The sequence below is a fragment of the Roseospira goensis genome, from assembly GCF_014197795.1.
Lineage (GTDB): Bacteria > Pseudomonadota > Alphaproteobacteria > Rhodospirillales > Rhodospirillaceae > Rhodospira > Rhodospira goensis.
In genome coordinates, this window is record NZ_JACIGI010000047.1 from 1 (window position 1) to 18,804 (window position 18,804).

At 69.3% G+C, this 18,804-nt stretch carries 16 protein-coding genes; 8 read left to right on the top strand and 8 right to left on the bottom strand.

The window, feature by feature from the left end; all coding sequences use genetic code 11:
* Positions 1-239 precede the first annotated feature (239 nt).
* A complete protein-coding gene (locus tag GGD88_RS16990) occupies positions 240-845 on the top strand; it encodes a nucleoside 2-deoxyribosyltransferase (protein ID WP_184437693.1) in 606 nt (201 codons plus the stop codon).
* Positions 846-927: 82 nt separating this feature from the next.
* Here GGD88_RS16990 and GGD88_RS18985 read toward each other — a convergent pair whose 3' ends face one another.
* The gene (locus tag GGD88_RS18985) at positions 928-1,188 is read right to left on the bottom strand and encodes a succinate dehydrogenase assembly factor 4 (protein WP_246423845.1); all 261 of its coding nucleotides are present in this window, start codon (positions 1,186-1,188) and stop codon (positions 928-930) included.
* Positions 1,189-1,318: 130 nt separating this feature from the next.
* Here GGD88_RS18985 and htpX point away from each other — a divergent pair, with 130 nt between their 5' ends.
* From htpX to katG, 3 genes are all read left to right on the top strand, one after another.
* Entirely contained in the window at positions 1,319-2,284 is a 966-nt protein-coding gene (htpX, locus tag GGD88_RS17000; RefSeq protein ID WP_184437695.1) for a zinc metalloprotease HtpX, read from the top strand.
* Positions 2,285-2,351: 67 nt separating this feature from the next.
* Positions 2,352-3,641, top strand: a complete 1,290-nt coding sequence (locus GGD88_RS17005; RefSeq protein ID WP_184437697.1) for an RsmB/NOP family class I SAM-dependent RNA methyltransferase — start codon at positions 2,352-2,354, stop codon at positions 3,639-3,641.
* Between the two features lie 367 nt (positions 3,642-4,008).
* Positions 4,009-6,174, top strand: coding sequence for a catalase/peroxidase HPI (katG, locus tag GGD88_RS17010; protein WP_184437699.1), 2,166 nt, complete (start codon positions 4,009-4,011; stop codon positions 6,172-6,174).
* 175 nt (positions 6,175-6,349) lie between these two features.
* On the opposite strand, the gene GGD88_RS17015 is transcribed toward katG, so the two are convergent.
* The gene (locus tag GGD88_RS17015; protein WP_184437701.1) at positions 6,350-8,203 is read right to left on the bottom strand and encodes a methyl-accepting chemotaxis protein; all 1,854 of its coding nucleotides are present in this window, start codon (positions 8,201-8,203) and stop codon (positions 6,350-6,352) included.
* An 810-nt stretch (positions 8,204-9,013) separates the two neighbouring features.
* Here GGD88_RS17015 and GGD88_RS17020 point away from each other — a divergent pair.
* Both GGD88_RS17020 and GGD88_RS17025 read left to right on the top strand, forming a co-directional pair.
* Positions 9,014-9,664 (top strand): substrate-binding periplasmic protein, encoded by a 651-nt coding sequence (locus tag GGD88_RS17020; protein WP_184437703.1) that lies wholly within the window; start codon positions 9,014-9,016, stop codon positions 9,662-9,664.
* 60 nt (positions 9,665-9,724) lie between these two features.
* Entirely contained in the window at positions 9,725-11,560 is a 1,836-nt protein-coding gene (locus GGD88_RS17025; RefSeq protein ID WP_184437705.1) for an ATP-binding protein, read from the top strand.
* A gap of 40 nt (positions 11,561-11,600) precedes the next feature.
* On the opposite strand, the gene GGD88_RS17030 is transcribed toward GGD88_RS17025, so the two are convergent.
* The 6 genes from GGD88_RS17030 to soxX all read right to left on the bottom strand — a co-directional run bounded on the left by GGD88_RS17030 (position 11,601) and on the right by soxX (position 16,929).
* Positions 11,601-12,344, bottom strand: coding sequence for a cytochrome c biogenesis protein CcdA (locus tag GGD88_RS17030; RefSeq protein ID WP_184437707.1), 744 nt, complete (start codon positions 12,342-12,344; stop codon positions 11,601-11,603).
* A gap of 110 nt (positions 12,345-12,454) precedes the next feature.
* The gene (gene soxB / locus GGD88_RS17035) at positions 12,455-14,143 is read right to left on the bottom strand and encodes a thiosulfohydrolase SoxB (RefSeq protein ID WP_184437709.1); all 1,689 of its coding nucleotides are present in this window, start codon (positions 14,141-14,143) and stop codon (positions 12,455-12,457) included.
* A 188-nt stretch (positions 14,144-14,331) separates the two neighbouring features.
* Complete coding sequence (gene soxA, locus GGD88_RS17040) at positions 14,332-15,159, bottom strand: sulfur oxidation c-type cytochrome SoxA (protein ID WP_343056410.1); 828 nt, start codon at positions 15,157-15,159, stop codon at positions 14,332-14,334.
* 164 nt (positions 15,160-15,323) lie between these two features.
* The gene (gene soxZ, locus GGD88_RS17045) at positions 15,324-15,650 is read right to left on the bottom strand and encodes a thiosulfate oxidation carrier complex protein SoxZ (RefSeq protein ID WP_184437711.1); all 327 of its coding nucleotides are present in this window, start codon (positions 15,648-15,650) and stop codon (positions 15,324-15,326) included.
* 72 nt (positions 15,651-15,722) lie between these two features.
* Entirely contained in the window at positions 15,723-16,196 is a 474-nt protein-coding gene (gene soxY, locus GGD88_RS17050; protein WP_184437712.1) for a thiosulfate oxidation carrier protein SoxY, read from the bottom strand.
* A gap of 259 nt (positions 16,197-16,455) precedes the next feature.
* On the bottom strand, positions 16,456-16,929 hold the full coding sequence (soxX, locus tag GGD88_RS17055; RefSeq protein WP_184437714.1) for a sulfur oxidation c-type cytochrome SoxX: 474 nt from the start codon (positions 16,927-16,929) through the stop codon (positions 16,456-16,458).
* Between the two features lie 659 nt (positions 16,930-17,588).
* Between soxX and GGD88_RS17060 the strand changes: the two genes are divergently transcribed.
* Both GGD88_RS17060 and GGD88_RS17065 read left to right on the top strand, forming a co-directional pair.
* Complete coding sequence (locus tag GGD88_RS17060; RefSeq protein WP_221237206.1) at positions 17,589-17,921, top strand: thioredoxin domain-containing protein; 333 nt, start codon at positions 17,589-17,591, stop codon at positions 17,919-17,921.
* An 80-nt stretch (positions 17,922-18,001) separates the two neighbouring features.
* On the top strand, positions 18,002-18,646 hold the full coding sequence (locus GGD88_RS17065; RefSeq protein ID WP_184437716.1) for a thioredoxin family protein: 645 nt from the start codon (positions 18,002-18,004) through the stop codon (positions 18,644-18,646).
* The last annotated feature ends 158 nt before the right edge of the window (positions 18,647-18,804 follow it).

Sequence of the window (18,804 nt, forward strand, 5' to 3'; positions counted from 1 at the left end):
ATAAACCGAATTCGCACCGGGCTGGGGGCATGCCCCCAGCCCGGTGCAAGCGCGGCTCACCCAGTCTCACATCTGCCTGGACCTACACAGCCGCGACATCTGCCGGGACCGTAGCGGCCGTTGTGGCACGGCCGTGACCTGCGTATGCTGTGGTGCAGCAAGGCCCGGGACCTGTACCGCGACGGGCGCGCATGCGGGGGTCCGGTCCGGGAGTCGTCGCCAGGGAGGGTCGCACCGCCATGCCTGCGCCGCCGCGTGTCTATCTGGCCGGTCCCGAGGTGTTCCGCACCGATGCGCGTGCCCTGGGCGCGCGCAAGCGGGCGATCTGCGCCGAGGCCGGCCTGGAGGGCGTGTTTCCGCTCGATGGCCTGCCGGCGGACGAGCCCGAGCCGACCCCGCAGGCCGGCTTCGCCATTCATCGCCACTGCCTGGCGACCATGGATGCCTGCGATGCCATGATCGCCAACCTGACGCCCTTCCGCGGTCCCAGTGTCGATGTCGGGACCGCGGTGGAGATCGGCTACATGTGCGCCCGCGGCCGGCCCGTGTTCGCCTACAGCAACACCGCGCTACCGTATGTCCAACGCGTCGCCATCGCCGTCGGCGGCCGCCTGCCGCGGCGGGACGATGGCACGCCGGTGGATCCCGAGGACATGGCGGTGGAGCCGTTCGGGTTGACCGACAACCTCATGGTCGACGGCTGCCTGACGCCGCTGCCGGGCGGTGGGCGCGTGGTCACGCGCGAGACCGGATTCCTGGCCCGATGGACCGACATGACCGCGTTCACCGAGGTGGTGCGCCTGGCCGCCGCCGCCCTGCTCCCCGCGCCCTGTCCGTGCGAGTGACCGTCCATGTGTTTGCCAGTCCATGTGTTTGCCAGTCCATGTGACTGACAGGGGGCGTGGCACGGCGCTGCGGGCGGCCGGCTCAGAAGTCCGAGCAGCGGCCCTTCTGTTCCCAGTCGTTATAGCGCGTCGGCTCCGGCCCGCGCGGCCCGCCCACCTCGACCGCGGCGCCACGCTCGGCGGTGTGGGCCTCCTCGCTGGAGGCGCGCCGGATCGCCCGGCGGGCATGCATGACGTCGCCGCGCGGTGCCGGCGGTGGAGTCGCGGGCGTCAGCGGGAGGGGCAGGGTCTCGCCCCAGCCGGTCGCCGGATCGGGTGTCGGAGTCGTCTCGTGCTGGCTCATGGCGGTCCTGGCGGGTTTGTGAACGGGTGGGAGGGGGCGTCGGCGTGCCCGGCTTACCGGGATTTTACTTGATCGCGGCGGGGGCGGACCTATCTCGTCAACGCTCCATTGTCGCTGGGGAGAGGCGCCCATGTCGTTCTTTCGTGTCGCTGTCCTGCTGGCCGCGCTGACCGGCCTGTTCCTGACCGTCGGCTACCTGATCGGCGGACCCGGCGGCATGATCATCGCGCTGCTGATCGCCCTCGGCATGAACGTGTTCGCCTACTGGAACTCGGACAAGGTCGTGCTGTCCATGCACGGCGCCCGCGAGGTCACCGAGCGCGAGGCGCCCGAGTTCGTCGGCCTGGTGCGTCAACTCGCCCGGCGCGCCGATCTGCCCATGCCGAAGGTGTACATCATCAACACCTCCCAGCCCAACGCGTTCGCGACCGGCCGCAACCCCAAGAACGCGGCGGTGGCGGCGACGACCGGGTTGCTCAACATGATGTCGCGCGAGGAGGTGGCCGGCGTCATGGCGCATGAGCTGGCGCACGTGAAGCATCGCGATACCCTCACGATGACGATCACTGCCACCATCGCCGGCGCCATCGGCATGCTGGCCAACTTCGCCTTCTTCTTCGGGGGCAACCGGGAGAGCCCGCTCGGGATCATCGGCGTGATCCTGGTCGCGATCCTGGCCCCGATCGCCGCCATGGTCGTGCAGATGGCGATCTCGCGGCACAACGAGTACGGCGCCGACGCCGAGGGGGCCCGTATCGCCGGCAATCCGGAATGGCTGGCCAGCGCGCTGGAGAAGCTGGAGCGCGGCGCCAAGTCCATCGACAACCACGCCGCCGAGCGCAATCCCGCCACCGCCCACCTGTTCATCGTCAACCCGCTGCACGCGCACAAGCACGACAGCCTGTTCAGCACCCACCCGGCGACGGCGAACCGCGTGCGCGCGCTGCGCCAGATGGTCGCGCACGGCGGCGCCGGCGGCGTGGCCCAGCCGATGGCACCGGGCGGCAGCGGCGCCGCCGCTTCGGCCGCGGCGAGCCGCATTCCCGCCAGCGGGCGCGCCCCGGGCCGACGCGGGCGCCGCGGCCCCTGGGGGTGAGACCGGCGGCGGGCCGCCGGGACCGTCCGGTCTTGACCGGCGTGGAGGGGCGGCGTAAGCGGAGCCGATGACCGTCTCCCGCCGCGCCGCCCTGGCCGTCCTGCGCCAGGTGCTCGATCGCCACCAGCCGCTGGACGATGTGCTGGGCGGGGCCGTCGCCGGCCTGGCGCCGCGCGATCGCGCCTTCGTCCATTCCCTAGTTGCGGGCACCCTGCGCCACCTGGGCCAGATCGACGCCCTGCTGGACCGCTGCCTGGACCGTCCGCTGCCCGCCAAGGCGCGGCCGGTCCGGCATGTGCTGCGCCTGGGCGCGGCCCAGCTGTTCGTTCTGGGGATGGCGCCGCACGCGGCCGTCACCACCGCCGTGGACCTCTGCGTCGCCGCCCGTCAGGGCGGTCACAAGGGGCTCGTCAACGCGGTGCTGCGCCGACTCGACCGCGAGGGCCGGGCCTGGTGGGCGGCGCAGGACGCGCCGCGCCTGAACACGCCGGCCTGGCTGTGGCGCGCCTGGGCGGGGGCCTACGGCGAGGCCGGCGCGCGCGCAATCGCCGCCGCCCATCTGCACCCCGCGCCCCTGGACCTGACCCTGCGCGCGCCCGCTGCCGCCGACGACTGGGCGGGGCGCCTCGGTGCCGCGGTGCTGCCCACGGGCAGCCTGCGGCTGCCGCCCGCGCATGCGCCGGTGACCGACCTGCCCGGCTATGCCGCCGGGGCATGGTGGGTGCAGGACGCAGCGGCCGCGCTGCCCGCCCGCCTGCTGCCGGCGGGGCCGGGCCGGCGGGTGGCGGATCTGTGCGCGGCGCCCGGCGGCAAAACCCTGCAACTGGCCGCGACCGGCGCGGCCGTGACGGCCGTCGACCGCTCCGAGGGTCGGCTGGCGCGGGTGCGTGAGAACCTGGCCCGGACCGGGCTGTCGGCGGCGGTGGTGGCGGCGGATGCGCTGACCTGGCGGCCGGACGGTGATCCCTTCGATGCCGTGCTGCTGGACGCGCCCTGTTCGGCCACCGGGACTCTGCGCCGTCACCCCGACGCCCTGTGGCTGAAGACCGCGGAGGGTGTGGCCGGGCTGGCGGAGACCCAGGCGGCCTTGCTGGATGCCGCCCTGACGCTGGTGCGCCCGGGCGGCACGGTGGTCTACGGTGTGTGTTCCCTGCAGCCGGAGGAGGGGCCGGCAGTGGTCGCCCGCGCCTTGGCCCGCCACCCGGGGCTCGCGCGCGATCCGGTGACTGCGGCCGAGGTGGGCGGGCTGGGCGATCTGGTCACCCCGGACGGCGACCTGCGCACCCTGCCGTGCCACCTGGCCGAGGCCGGTGGGCTCGACGGCTTCTATGCCGCGCGTCTGACGGCCCCCGTCTAGGACTGTGTTGTCCGAGACGCAGTCCCCGCGGCAACATACCGGCCGACGAAAAGGGTGACCTTTTCGGAGGCCGGCCGGCGTGACGACGCCGGCGCAGCGAAGCCGCGGAGCCGGGCGGCCCGAAGGGGCGCTGCGGCGAGAAAATCAAAGGCTCATCTTCTTCGGCGGGCGGTTGAGGCCGTGGGCCCGGCGAGTCAATGCGAGTGTTGCGCAGGATCAATCGACTGCGACTCAGACCTTGATCGCGATCCGCTATAATCGGAAAAAACGATCAAATTGTTGCGTCCGATTGATTGGACATGGGTCCGGGAATCGTTTCTGCTGAAGGCTCCGCACGGAACCGTTCCGAACCGGCAGGGAGGAAACCATGGACGGAGATACCACGGCATCCACCGGCATGTGCCCCGTGATGCACGGCGCAAACACCGCGACCAGCGCCTCGACGATGGAGTGGTGGCCCAACGCGCTGAACCTCGACATTCTTCACCAGCACGACACCAAGACCAACCCGATGGGTCCGGACTTCGACTACCGGGAGGCGGTCAAGTCGCTCGACGTCGAGGCCCTGAAGGCGGATCTCAAGGCGCTCATGACCGAGAGCCAGGACTGGTGGCCGGCGGACTGGGGCCATTACGGCGGTCTCATGATCCGCATGGCCTGGCACGCCGCCGGGTCGTACCGCATCGCCGACGGCCGCGGCGGCGGCGGCACCGGCAACCAGCGCTTCGCTCCGCTGAACTCCTGGCCCGACAACGTCAACCTGGACAAGGCGCGGCGGCTGCTGTGGCCGATCAAGAAAAAGTACGGCAACAAGCTGAGCTGGGCCGATCTGATGATCCTGGCCGGCAACATGGCGTACGAGTCCATGGGGCTGAAGACCTTCGGCTTCGGATTCGGCCGCGAGGACATCTGGCATCCGGAGAAGGACATCTATTGGGGCTCCGAGAAGGAGTGGCTCGGGGCCACGCGCTACCCGGGCGAGGACCGGGAGAGCCTGGAGAATCCGCTCGCCGCGGTCCAGATGGGCCTGATCTACGTCAATCCCGAGGGCGTGGGCGGCAACCCGGACCCGCTGCGGACGGCCGAGGACGTGCGCATCACCTTCGCCCGCATGGCGATGAACGACGAGGAGACCGTCGCCCTGACGGCTGGCGGGCACACCGTGGGCAAGTGCCACGGCAACGGTGACGCCACCCGTCTGGGGCCGGATCCGGAAGCGGCCGACGTCGAGGCCCAGGGCCTGGGCTGGCACAATCCGGGCGGCAAAGGCTGCGGCCGCGATACCATCACCAGCGGCCTCGAAGGCGCCTGGACCACCTATCCGACGCAGTGGGACAACGGCTATTTCCACCTTCTGCTCAATCACGAGTGGGAGAAGCGCAAGAGCCCGGCCGGCGCCTGGCAGTGGGAGCCGGTTGACATCAAGGAGGAAGACAAGCCCGTCGATGTCGAGGATCCGTCGATCCGCCACAACCCGATCATGACCGACGCCGACATGGCGATGAAGATGGACCCGGCCTATCGGGAAATCTCGGAACGCTTCTACAAGGACCCGGACTACTTCTCCGAGGTGTTCGCCCGGGCCTGGTTCAAGCTTACCCACCGCGACATGGGGCCGAAGGATCGCTATGTGGGTCCGGATGTGCCGGCGGAGGACCTGATCTGGCAGGACCCGGTGCCCAAGGGCCGCACCGACTATGATGTGGCGGCCGTCAAGGCCCGCATCGCGGACAGCGGCCTGTCGATCGCGGACATGGTGGCGACCGCCTGGGACAGCGCCCGCACCTATCGCGGCTCCGACATGCGGGGCGGCGCCAACGGCGCGCGCATCCGCCTGGCCCCGCAGAAGGACTGGGAGGGCAACGAGCCCGCGCGCCTCGCTCGTGTGCTGGGCGTGCTGGAGCCGATCGCGGCCGAGACCGGGGCCAGTGTCGCCGATGTCATCGTGCTGGCCGGCAACGTGGGTGTCGAGCAGGCCGCCAAGGCGGCGGGCTTCGAGATCACCGTTCCGTTCGCGCCGGGACGCGGCGACGCCAGCGCCGACATGACCGATGCTGACTCGTTCGAGCCCCTCGAACCCATCCACGACGGCTACCGCAACTGGATGCAGAAGGAGTATGCGGTCAAGCCCGAGGAACTGATGCTGGACCGCACCCAGCTCATGGGGCTGACCGCCCCCGAGATGACGGTGCTGGTTGGCGGCCTGCGCGTGCTCGGCACCAACCATGGCGGCACCAAGCACGGCGTGTTCACGGACCGGGAAGGGGCGCTGACGACGGACTTCTTCGTCACCCTGACCGACATGGCCTATACCTGGGTGCCGACCGGCAGCAATGCCTACGAGATCCGTGACCGCAAGACGGGCGCGGCGAAGTGGACCGCGACGCGGGTCGACCTGGTGTTCGGCTCCAACTCGATCCTGCGGTCCTACGCCGAGGTCTATGCCCAGGACGACAACCGGGAGAAGTTCGTTCACGACTTCGTGGCGGCCTGGACCAAGGTCATGAACGCCGACCGCTTCGATCTCCCCTGATCGCGGCGGAGCGGGGCGCGGGTGGGGCCGCTCGCCGGCGCCCCCGCGCCCTCGCGCGGCCCGCCGGCGCGGCCCGGCCCGGCGCGGCCCGGCACGGTGCCGACGCGCCGGCCGGGTGTCGCGCGCTTGACCCCTTGACCCTTGCCGTCGTCCCTGACCGGCGCGCGGCCAGCGATCAGGCGGCGCGGGCCATGGGCTGTGCCAGATGGGCCGCGAGCCGCTCCGCCTGATCGGCCTCCAGCTCCAGGCGGACGTGGGTCAGGGTGTCGGTGCGGGCGACCACCGTCCCGTCCAGGGTGCCGATGTCGGTCAGCGTGATCCGGAACGCCTGTCCGCGCTCCAGGGCCGGCACCTGATCCAGCGTTCCGACGCCGATCGGCGCCAGGTCCCGCACCGTGCAGGTCAGGGTCTGACCGTCGCCGGTTTCCAGGCGCGCGGTCATGGTGACGGGATGCAGCGTGTTGGCGTGCCGTTCGGCGTCGGTGTCCGCCTGCATGATCTTGTCGAGCGAGTCCTGCATGTGCCGGACCTTGTCGAGCACGGCCCCGGCCGCACTCTGCACCTCGTGGGCATAGCCGCTGGTGCGGTCGGCGCTGCCGGAGACCTCGGTGATGTTCCCCGCCGACTCCTGGGTACTGGTCGAGGCGCTCTGAGCGCTTTCGCTGATCTCGCGGGTCGCCGCCGTCTGTTCCTCGACCGCCGCCGAGACGGTGGTCGTGATTTCGTTGATATCCCCGATCACGCCAACAATGCCCTGGATGGCGTCGACGGCCTCGCGGGTGGCCGCTTGCATGGTGCCGATCTGTTCGGCGATATCCTCGGTCGCCTTGGCGGTCTGGGTGGCCAGGGTCTTGACCTCGTTGGCGACCACGGCAAAGCCCTTGCCGGCTTCGCCGGCGCGCGCCGCCTCGATCGTGGCGTTGAGCGCGAGCAGGTTGGTCTGCTTGGCGATGTCGCTGATGAGATTGACGACCGCGCCGATCTGGTCGGCCGCCCGGGCCAGACCACCGATGCGGTCGTTGGTGTCGTTGGCCTGATGGACCGCGTCCTGTGCGATGGCGGTGGCCTTCGTCATCTGCTGGCTGATTTCGCGGACCGATCCCGCCATCTCCTCGGCGGCGGCGGCCACGGCGTCGACGCTGCCGGCGGCCTGGCGTGATGCGTCGGCGGCGTCGGAGGCCCGGGCCTCCGTCGCCTGGATGGCGTCCCGCATCTGCACGGCCGTGTCGTGCATGCCGGTGGCCTGGTCCTCGACGACGGCGATCACGCTGCGCACCTGCTCGTCCAGGGCGTGGGTGAGCGCGACCATTTCGCCGCGCACGCGTTGGGCGTTGCGCGCCTGCTGCGCCGCCTGCTCGGCTTCGAGGGCGCGGCGGGCGCGGGCGTTCTCCTTGAAGGCGATCAGGACGCGGGCGACCTTGCCGATCTCGTCGGCGCGCTGGTCGTGACCGACCTCGACCTCGAGGTTGTCGCGCGACAATGCGTCCATGACCCGGGTCAGCCCGCGCAGCGGCCCGACCAGGTGGCGCATCACCAACCAGACCACCAGGGCCAGCACCGCCGCCAGGCCGACCATGATCAGCCCGCCCAGGCGGGCGATGCGCCAGTACTGCGCCGCCAGGGTCTCGGTCGAGAAGGCGATGCGCAGGGTACCGATGGGTGCCTCGGAGTCGGCGTGTTCGATCGGCACTTCCCGATACACCAGCCCGGCCGTGTCCCCGGCCTCGTCCAAGGGGGTGCCGACCTGATGCAGGACGGTGCCCTTCTCGACGATCGCGGCGCCGTGCAGGGCGGGGTCCTCCTCAAGCAGCCCCAGCAGGCGCTGCAACTCGTCCTCGTTCAGGTTCCACATCGGCGAGGACAGCATCTCGGCGGTGAGCGTGCCCATGGTGCGGGCCTTGCGGTCCAGGTCGTCGACCTGGGTCTGGTGGACGACGGTCAGGATGCCCGCCCCGAGAAGGCCCATGAACAGGAGCGCGAGCAGAGTGGCGGACAGGACGATGGGTTGGGTGACGGACGTGAACCGCATGATGACCCCCGATGATGACCCCCGGCGCTGGCGGTGCTGGCGAGGGGCCGGGCCGGCCTCCCAACGCCGCCGATACTGTTACTTAACAGGCTTCACGGTCGGATCAAAGGTCATCCATAGGAATGACCAGCAAAGCCGTTCGGGATATGCCTGAAGTCCAGGAGACGGGCCAGTCCCCAAACCATATGATTGTTACTAGTATTCGTGGATTCTTCTGCCGATTGGCTGTCGCGGCTTTTCTCCGTATGGCTCATCCCCGTGTTTCGGGTCGACCCATGATGGAGAATCGTTCGTGCCCTTGCGACCGCAATACCATCATCATGCGGTCGCCGGACCCCGGGGATCAGCCGGGTCTTCGTCAGGAGCGTCGCATCAAATCTTGTGTGGCGCGCACAGCCCGCAGCCTCGTATCGGCAGACCGGCGCGCCAGTCCATTGGTTTGAGGGAGGCTCGAGTGCGATCTATAAGAAACGAAATCAAGACATGCAAAGCGCAGTTCAGGTTCTGTGCAATGGGACTGGGCCAGCATCTTGTCCAGTTATGCCGTTGCCCATGCGACTTATAAATTGTTTCACTGCTCCGGTTGAGTGGACGTCTGTCCTCCTTGCGCGCTTGGGGCTGGACAGTGCGGGCGGGGTCGGCTTAGCTCGGTGCAGCGGGGGCGGGTTGAGGCGCTTGCATCCAGCCACGGAGGTCTCCATGCCGGCATGGGATCGAGGACGTACGCGGGTCCGTATCGTGGTGCTTGCGGTGCTCGTCGCACTCGTGGCGCTCGGGCTCGCCAGACCGGCCGCGGCGGAGACGTTCCGGATGACCAGCCTGGAGTGGCCGCCCTATGCCGGGGAATCGCTGCCGAACGGCGGGTTCACCGTCGTTGGCGTTCGGGCCGCGTTCGAGGCCATGGGCCATCACCTGGACGTCCTGTTCATGCCATGGCCGCGCGCCATCGCCACCGGCCTGGGCGAGGGCTTCATCGGGTACTTTCCCAAGTACTATTCCGCCGAGGCCGCCCGAACCTCGTGTGCGTTTTCCGATCCGATGCCCAGTGGTCCGGTCGGTTTCGTGGTGCCGGCGGACTCGTCCGTGATGTGGCACACCCTGGACGACCTGAAGGACAAGGAGATCGGTGTGGTCGCGGGCTACGTCAACACCGTCGCCTTCGACGAGGCGGTGGCGGACGGCCGCCTGACGGTCATGCCGGCGAACGACGATCTGACCAATGTCCGCAAGGTTGCGGCGCGCCGCCTGGACATGGCGGTGATCGACCCGCACGTCCTGGAGTGGCTGCTGGTCCAGCATCCGGAGCTGCGGGGCCGGGTCGAAATGCATCCCCGCCTGCTGGAAGACAAGAACATCTACATCTGCTTCCAGAAGACCGTCGCCGGCGAGCGCGCCCGTCGCATCTTCAATGCGGGCCTCGCGCGGGTCGACATGCGGGCGTTGATGCCCATACGTCCTTGAGGGATCGGGAGGGGGGGACCACGGCCGCCGCCGGCGGCCGACCGTTCGGAGGAACAGCGAGTGCTGGCGTCATCCCTAGCCTTGCAGCAGACCATGCGGCTGTTGGCCGTGACCCTCGCCGCGGCCATCCTGTTTCTGGGCGCGCAAGGGGTCTGGCAACTGCGCGCGGCCCAGGCCGAGTACCGCGATCAGCAGACGCGCACCGCACGCTCCCTGCGGGCCGGCCTGGCCAAGGCGCTGTTCGATTTCGATGCCACCACGGCCCGCTCGATCCTCGACGGAACCCTGGCCTCCGGCCCCATCCGGTCCGTGGTCGTCTGGCATCACGACGGCCGGCCCTTCGTGTCCGCCGGGCGAGAGATGCCGCGTCGCGTGACCAGACCCTGGCACGACGTGCTGGCGGGCCTGATCGACCTCGACCGGCGTCAGGTGCTGCGTCTGGACCACACCGACCTGACGGTGCGGACGAAATGGACCGGGCCGCTGGGAAGCGTGGTGGTCTACTACGACGATACCGTGCTCTTGAACGCGTTGGCGGCCGATCTGGTCAGCCAGTCCCTGGGTCTGCTGTTCATCATCGGCATCGTCGCCGCCGTCACCGGGGTGGCGGTGCATCGGTTCGTCTCCCGGCATATCCTGGCGCTGGCACGCCGCGTGGATGCGGTCGACCCGGACCATCCCGCCGAGCACGCCCTCCCGGTCCCCGAGATCCACCGCACGACCGAACTCGGGCGGCTGTCGCGGGGTCTCAACAGCCTGCTCCATCGCCTGGCCGCGGCGCAGACCGCACTGGAGAACAGCGAACACAAGTACCGGACCATTGTCGAGCGGACGCCGGTGGCGATGGTGGTCACCGACCTGGCGGCCCCGCCCCGGGTGATCGAGGCCAATGCCGCCGCCTGCGCGCTGCTCGGCCTGGACCGCGCTGCGCTCGTCGGTCACACCATGGCGGACATCGGGATGGCGCCCGAGGGGCGCCTGGCGGACCTGAGCGCGCGCATCCGGGCCGAGGGGGCGTCGCGGTTCCAGATGCGCTACCGGACCAGAGAGGGGGCCCCCCGCGACGCCGAGGTCTTCGCCGCCGCGTTTCCGCTCGACGGGCGCGACCACATCTTCAGCCTCATCATCGACATCACGGAGCGCCTGCGGATCGAGCGGGATCGGGACACCGCCCTGCAGATGGCCTTGAGTTCGAAGAAGGCGCAGGCGGACTTCCTGGCGTCGATGAGCCATGAGTTGCGAACGCCACTCAATGCGATCCTGGGCTTCGCGGACGTCATCAGGGGCGAACTGCTCGGCCCTGTGGGCGTGCGGCAGTACGCCGGCTACGCCGCCGACATCCACACCAGCGGGACCCATCTCCTCGGCCTGATCAACGATATCCTCGACCTGTCGCGGATCGAGACCGGCGCGGCGCCCCTGGAGTTCGCGGCATTGGACCTGCGTCAGGAGGTCGATGCCGCAGTCAAGACCATTCAGCCGACGCTGACCGAAAAGCGCCAGCGGCTTACCGTGGCCCTGCCGGCGAACCTCCCCGTCATGGCGGACCGCCGGGCGGTGCGGCAGATGCTGGCCAACCTGTTGTCCAATGCCGCCAAGTTCACGCCCGAGGGCGGGGCGATCACGGTCCTGGCGCACGCAACCCACGACGGCGGGCTGCGTCTGTCGGTGTCGGACACCGGTGTGGGGGTCGCGCCCCGGGACCGCGACCGCATCTTCCAGGCGTTCCGACAGGCGGTGAACACGACCACGCGCGAGATCGACGGGTCCGGCCTGGGCCTGGCCCTGGTCCGCACCCTGATCGAGAGCCATGGCGGGCGGGTGACGGTGGACAGCACGCCGGGACGGGGCGCCACCTTCACCCTGGTCTTCCCGCCCCAGCTTGCGGCCGCGTGACCACCGTGAGTCCGGCTCCGGTCCCGACCCGGGCGTGGCGTCAGCCGATGGCCCCGAGTGACGGGAAGGCCTCGATCATCCAATAGGCGATCTCGGCCATACCGCCGGTCATGATGAGGATGCCGGTGAGCACCAGCAGACCGCCGATGACCTTCTCGACCGCCCCCATGTAACGGCGGAAGCGGTTCTTGAAGCGCAGGAACGAGCCCAGCGCGAACGCGGCCAGCACGAACGGGACCCCGATGCCCAGCGCATAGGTGCCGAGCAGCGAGGCCCCCACCCAGGGGTTCGGGTCGGAGCCGGCGACGAACAGGATGGCGGCCAGGATCGGGCCGACGCAAGGCGTCCAGCCGAACGCAAAGGCCAGGCCGACCACATAAGCGCCGATCAGGCCCACCGGCTTGTTGGCGACATGGAAGCGGGCCTCGCGGTACAGGAATCCGATGCGGAACACGCCGAGGAAGTGCAGGCCCAGGATCACGATGATGCCGCCGGCGATCGGCCCCAGGATGTGCATGTTCTCGGAGATGACGTTGCCCGCCATCGCGGCCCCGACCCCGAGCAGTATGAAAACCGTGCCGAACCCCAGCACGAAGGCGAGCGCGGCACTGATGACGCGCGCCCGCGCGGCCCGGACCGTGGCGTCCTCGCCTTCGAGCTGGTCGAGGCTGACGCCGCCGATGAAGCACAGGTAGGGCGGCACGATGGGCAGGATGCAGGGCGACAGAAAGCTGAGAACGCCCGCCGTCAGCGCCCCCAGATAGGTAACCTCGAGTCCGTCCACGGCTGTGGTCCTCCCTCCAGGACCGGGTCACGCGGCAGCGCGCCGGCTTCTTGGGTGATGCGGTGACGGCGTCGGCGCGTCCTCAGGCCGGCGCGCCCGCGGGGGCGCCGCTATGTCCTGATCTTGATGGTGGTGTTTTCGGGCACCGAGACCGTGCCCTGGCGTTCGATGTACTGCGAGACGACGTCGTAGATCGGCGGCCCCTCGGTGCCCTCGTTGACCGAAGCCCAGCCGGCGACGACGTACTCGCGGGCCGGGTCGATCGGTGCCCCGGTCTTCAGCAGGGTCATGTCGGAGATGCGCGAGCCCATCGGCTTCTGGATGTCGATGCTGTAGCCCAGGCCCCCGACGCGGACCATGTCGCCGCCCTGCTGGTAGAACGGGTCGTCGTTGAACAGGTTGTCGGCCACGTCCTCCAGGATGGTCTTGAGCATCTCGCCGGTCATGGCCTGGCGGTAGGCGTTGGGATAGGTGATCGCGGTCATGGAATAGACGTCGTCGATCGTGATGTCCTGGCCCGGCAGCAGGGTGGCGCCCCAGCGGAAGCCGGGCGACAGCGCGATCTCGGCGTCACGTTCGGCGAGCAGGGCCTGGCAGATCAGGTCGTCGAAGGTGCCGTTGAAGTTGCCGCGGCGGTACAGCAGATCGTCGGTCTTGCCGAGCACGCGGGTGCATTCGGCCTCGTAGGGCGCCCGAACCTCGGCGATCAACCGTGCCATGTCGGGGTCGGGGGTGATGACGTCGGCGAACACCGGGATCAGGCGGTAGCGGTAATCCGTCACCTGACCGCCGGTGACCTCCAGGTCGAGGCGCGACAGGAACTTGCCGTGCGACCCGGAGGCGATCAGCAGCGTCTTGCCGACCTTGACCTCGCGCGGCAGTGCATCGTGGGTGTGCCCGGTCAGGATGACGTCGATCCCGCTGACCAGCGAGGCCAGCTTGCGGTCGACGTCGAACCCGTTGTGCGACAGCAGCACCACCACCTCGGCGCCGGCGGCGCGGGCGGCGTCGACATGCTCCTGCACCGTCTCCGGCCGGATGCCGAACGACCACTCCGGGATCAGGTGGCGCGGGTTGGCGATCGGCGTGTAGGGGAAGGCCTGGCCGATGACCGCGACCTGGACGCCGCCGCGTTCGAACATCTGGGTCGACTCGAAGACCGGTTCCTCCCACAGCGTGTCGAGCACGTTGCCGCACAGGAACGGCATGTCCAGTTCGCCGTCCAGGATCTCGCGGACCCGTGCCTCGCCGTAGGTGAACTCCCAGTGCGCCGTCATGGCGTCGGTCTTGAGCGCGTTGAAGGCGCGCACCATGTCGCCGCCGCGGGTCTGGAGCGAGGTATACGATCCCTGCCAGGTGTCGCCGCCGTCCAGGAACAGGGTGTTGTCCGGGCGCTCGGCCCGGATCGCGTTGATGAGGGTTGCCAGGCGGTCGAGCCCACCGACCCGGCCGTAGGTGCGCGCCAGGTCCACGAAGTTTTCGCTGGTCAGGGCGTAGCATTCCGGCGAATCGGCCGGGATATCGAACATCTGAAGGAAATCGTGGCCGGTGACGTGCGGCGGTTTGCCCTCGACCGCGCCGACGCCGAGGTTGATCGACGGCTCGCGGAAGTAGATCGGCGTGAGCTGGGCGTGCACGTCGGTGACGTGCAGCAGGGTCACCTGCCCCAGCGGGTCGAACCGCAGCAGGTCGGCCTGGCTGAGCGTCTGCCGTGCGGCCGCTTGCCGCAGGCCGGCCGGTCCGCCCATCAGGATTGCGGTGGCCGCCGCCGTCCGCAGGAAATCGCGCCTCGTGAACATCGGCCGTCGTCTCTCTTCGTTCGGGGGTCAGTGTTCGGGGTCAGTGGGGGCGGGCGGCGGGGCCGTCGGTCCGGGACAGGGCCGCGCATCCGACCACCGCCCCGGGGGCCGGGGCCCCCGGGGTCTGGTGATCGGGTGTGAGGGTCGGGTCTGGCGATCGGGCGTGGCGACGCCCGGGGGCCGCGCCGTTACTTGCGGACCGACGGCGATTCCACCGGCAGCCCGTTGCCGCGCCAGGTCACGTACAGTTCGAGGTTCGTGTACTCGTCCGACCCGTAGGGGTAGGGTTGGGCGCGGATGTTGCGGTTGCAGCCGCGGAACCGGCGATGCAGCGAGCCGACCGACTGCCACTTCAGGCGATAGGTCGGGAACCCGTTGGCCTGGCCCTGGCTCAGGGTCTCGGCCCGGATCAGGTTGCCCTCGTTATCGACGTGACAATGGGTGCAGGCGAGGTCGAGCTGCCCGCGCCGGGTCTCGTAGAACGCCTTGCCTTGCTCGAAGAACGGGGCGGCCGGGCCGTCGACGGCGACGTCGATCGGCATGCCCTTGGACTGGTTCTTGACGAAAGCGGTCAGGCCGAGCAGGGCGTCGCTCTCCCACTTCAGGGGCTCCGCCTGCATCTGGGTCTCGCGACACCAATTGATGCGCTGCTCAATGTTCATGAGCTTGCCCCAATCGTCGAAGTAGATCGGGTAGCGGGTGGCCACACCCGCCATGCTCTCCTCGGCGTCGCCGTGACAGTCGGCACATGAGGTGTTGGCCGCGCCGTCGGCCGTCTCCCACAGGTCCATGCCCCGTTCCAGCCACAGGAACGCCGGGTTCTGGAACTCGTCGTCCTGCATGGCCCGGGTTTGCGCGCCGGCATAGGTGTAGCCCGAGCGCTTCTCATCGACCTTGTAGGGTCCCCAGTCGATACGGGTGCCGTCGTCGGCGGCGTTGGCCGGCCCGGTCGCCAGGAGGCCAAGCCCCAACAGGCCGGCACTCAACAGGCCAAAGGCCTTGTTTGCAGTGGTCACGCTGTCCTCCCCCGTTCCGAAGTCTGGTGTTCGGTGGTTGTTGTTCGTTGGTGGCGCGATCGGTGTCGCGGTGTGGTCGCGTCGGTCTCAGGGCGCTGGCGCGAGGAGCCGGTCCGGCCCGATCCGGGGTCGGCGCGCCCCGGCCACCTCGCGCCGGCGCCGGCTCAGGCCACCTCGATAGACTTCGAATCCTCGTAGACCGAGCCGTCGTCGTCGTGCCAGGTGAAGGTAAACTCGCCGCTCTCCTCGACTTTGGCGTAGAACGACAGATAGGGGTTGGCCGAGATGGCGGGCGCCAGGTCGACCGTGAAGAATTCCCGCCCGTTAAACGCGGCTACGAACTTGTTGATGATCTGGCGCGGAATCGGGTCGCCGTTCTTGTCCTTGCGCTGACCCGATTCCATCGAGTGGTTGATCAGGGTCTTGATCTCGACGACTTCCCCCGGAGAAGCCTTCCGGGGGGCCTTCACGCGCGGCCGGATGGTCGCCATCGTCTCTGTCTCCTCGTGTGCTGTGCGCCCGGCGGGCGGCGGTGTCAGGTGGCGCGGGGGGCGGGCCGGTCGTCAGCCGCCGCAGCCGCCGATGGTCACCTTGACCTGCTTCTTGCCCATCATGGCGGTGCCGTCGCTGAGCTGGGCGACGGCCACCACGTTTTGCGTCCCGGCCAGGCGCAGGCGGGTGGAGGCGGCGGCCTTGCCGCTCATCGGGGTGAAGTGAAACACCGCCACGTCGGGTGAGGGGTTGCCGTCGGCCAACACCATGACGTCCTTGACGTAGACGTCGCCCGACATGGGCGCGTCGACCTCGAAGCTCAGCGGCACGGTGTTGCCGTTCTCCGCGATCTCGGGCAGATCCAGGGTCACGCCGCTTTCGGGTGGCATGTCGCCGACCATGCCCTTGATGGCCTCCGCCACCGCGGCCTCGTCGGCCCAGGCCAGGCCGGGCACGGCGGTCAGGCCGGCGGCTACGGCGGTGCCCCCGATGGTCAACAGGATCGTCCGGCGGCTGGGGCCTCCGGTCTCGCGCGCGTCGGTCATTCGGTTCGTCTCCCTGTGAAAGGCGGCCCGCTCCGACGGGGGCCGCATCGTCAGCGGTCTGAGGTTTAGCGGTCTGGGGTTTAGCGGTCTGGGGTCTCGTGTGGCGGTCCCGCCGGCCTTGGTCCCGAGTCGGTCGGGCGCCCACCGCAAGACTCACACCCAGAGCACCCCCGGAATACGATCTTTAGCTGTGCCCACATCGACACCGAAGGTCGGTCCGCAGCCCCCGCAGAGGGTGTCCGCCTTCGGACTCGGGACGCTAGTTCCGGCTGGTATCCTTGAGCGTCATCAGATAGGCGACGATGTCTTCGATCTGCTGCGCGTTCAGGATGGGTTTGTTCTCGAATCCGTCGAGCACCCGGTTCAGTCCCGCCACCTTGTGGAACGACGGCATCATCGAATAAGGGTTGAGAGCTTTCGGGTCGACAATCCGAAGGCGCAACTCGCCCTCGGAGTAGACGTCACCGACGCCGTACAGCGCCGGGCCGGTCTCGCCGTGGAACTGCTCCTCCGGGATCGGCATCTGATGGCAACTCAGGCAGTTGCCGAGTTTGCGGTTGATCGCCCACTTGCGCCCCATCACGGGGTCGCCCGGGGTCTCGGTCAGCGGCTCGGGAATGGTGTAGCCGTCGACGACGGCGTACTCGACGACGCCGGCCGCCTGAGCCGGCGGCGCGGCCGCGGCGAGACCCAGCGCGGCGGCCGCGAGCAGGATGGTTCTGTGTCGGACCATGTCCCCCTGTTCCTCCCGTCTTGCGTTCGTTGGTCGGGCCGGCCGGGCGGCCCAACTCCGACACCGTGCGCCCGCCCATGCTGCGCATGCGCGAGACCCACAGCGGCGCCGTCGAACGGGGGAGGACGCCATGTCCAGGCACACCGACCGGTCCCGGTGCCCGCCCCGTGACGCGGGCGGGTCTGGCCTGGTCCTCCCCGTTCTGGGCGCATACTGTTTGTTGTTGCGTCCGGCCGGAATCACCGGTCCGGGTCCGGACGTTGCGCCTTCGTCCCTGGTCCGACTCCGCCAGCGCCTTGCGGTCGCCTGTCGAAACCGGCCCGGTGGCTCCGCTCCCGGAGGGTCGGAACCGTTCTGGATCCTAGCGAATTAGCATTTTATAATTCAAGCATGACCGATCGTTTCTCCCATGGCAAGACTCACGTGCCCGGGGAGCGCGGCGCGGCGGCCGCGGGCACCATGGCGGTGCCCTGGAGCTGCGGGGATGGAACAGAGGGAGGTTCGGTATGGAGCAGGCGGCGGGTGGCGGTACACGGAGGGCCCGGCGCGCACGGCGTGGCCGCGGTGGGCTGCGCGCCCTGGCTGCTCTGGCCGCTCTGGTCGTCCTGACGGCGACAGGCGGCGCTGGGACGGGTCCGGTCCAGGCCGCGGAACTGGTGATGTTCGAGTCACCGGCCTGCCACTGGTGCGCCAGATGGCACGACGAGATCTGGCCGATCTACCCCAAGACGGCCGAGGCCCGGCGGGCGCCGCTCAGGCGGGTCAATCTCCATGATCCGTGGCCCGCCGATCTGCGCCACATCCGCGCGGTCTCGTTCACGCCCACGTTCGTGCTGATGGCGGACGGGGCCGAGGTGGGCCGCATCACGGGCTACGCGGGCGAGGACTTTTTCTGGTTCCAGCTGAGTGCGGTGGTGCAGAAACTGCCGGAGGAGGCGACGCCGGAGGCGCCGGCGTCGAACGCCGCCGCCGGCTCGCCGGGCGGCGGGTGACGCGCCGGGACCGGCGGGAGCGCCGTCCGACGGACCGCCACCCCACAACAGACAACACACACATCAGGGAGGACACGGCAATGACACGACATATCACCGGGGGCCGAGCCATCGCGCGCGCTGCCGCCCTGCTGCTGGGCCTGTGCCTGGCCGTTGCCGCCCCGGCCGTCGCGGCCGAGGGCGACCCGATCGAGCCGACCCTGGGCGAGGACGGCCTGTATCATCACGACTTCTTCCTGCAATCCTTCCTCGACATCGGCGAGGATCTGGCGGACAGCCAGGCGGAGGGGAAGCGCCTCGTGGTCGTTTTCGAACAGCGCGGCTGTATCTACTGCAAGAAGGTCAATACGGAACTGTTGGCCGACCCGGAGATCCACCGGTACGTCAAGGAGAACTTCAACGTCCTTCAGCTCAACCTGTTTGGTGAGCGGCTGGTCACCGATCTGGACGGCGAGACCATGCCGGAGAAGAGGCTGGCGCGGCGCTGGGGCGTGCTGTTCACCCCCACCTTCGTGTTCCTGCCCGAAGACCCGGCCGATGCCACCGGCATGACCGGCAAGGACGCGGCCGTGTTCAACATGCACGGGGCGTTCGGCAAAGGCACCTTCACCGCGGCGTTCGAGTGGGTGCAGCAGAAGGACTACGAGGGCGATACCCACTTCCAGCAGTACGTGGCCGACAAGATCGCCGCCCGTCGGGCCGCCGAGGAGGGCGCCGGGCAGTAGGCGCCGGGCGGAGTCGGGTGTTCCGTCTCGGTCCCACGCGCCCGCGTAGGACCGCATGCCTTATACGGGTCCGCCCACGCAGGAGCGTGGGCGGGAGGGGAGGAGCGTGGGAGCGTGCGCGGGCGACTCCGGGGTCTTGGTCCCACGCGCCCGCGTGG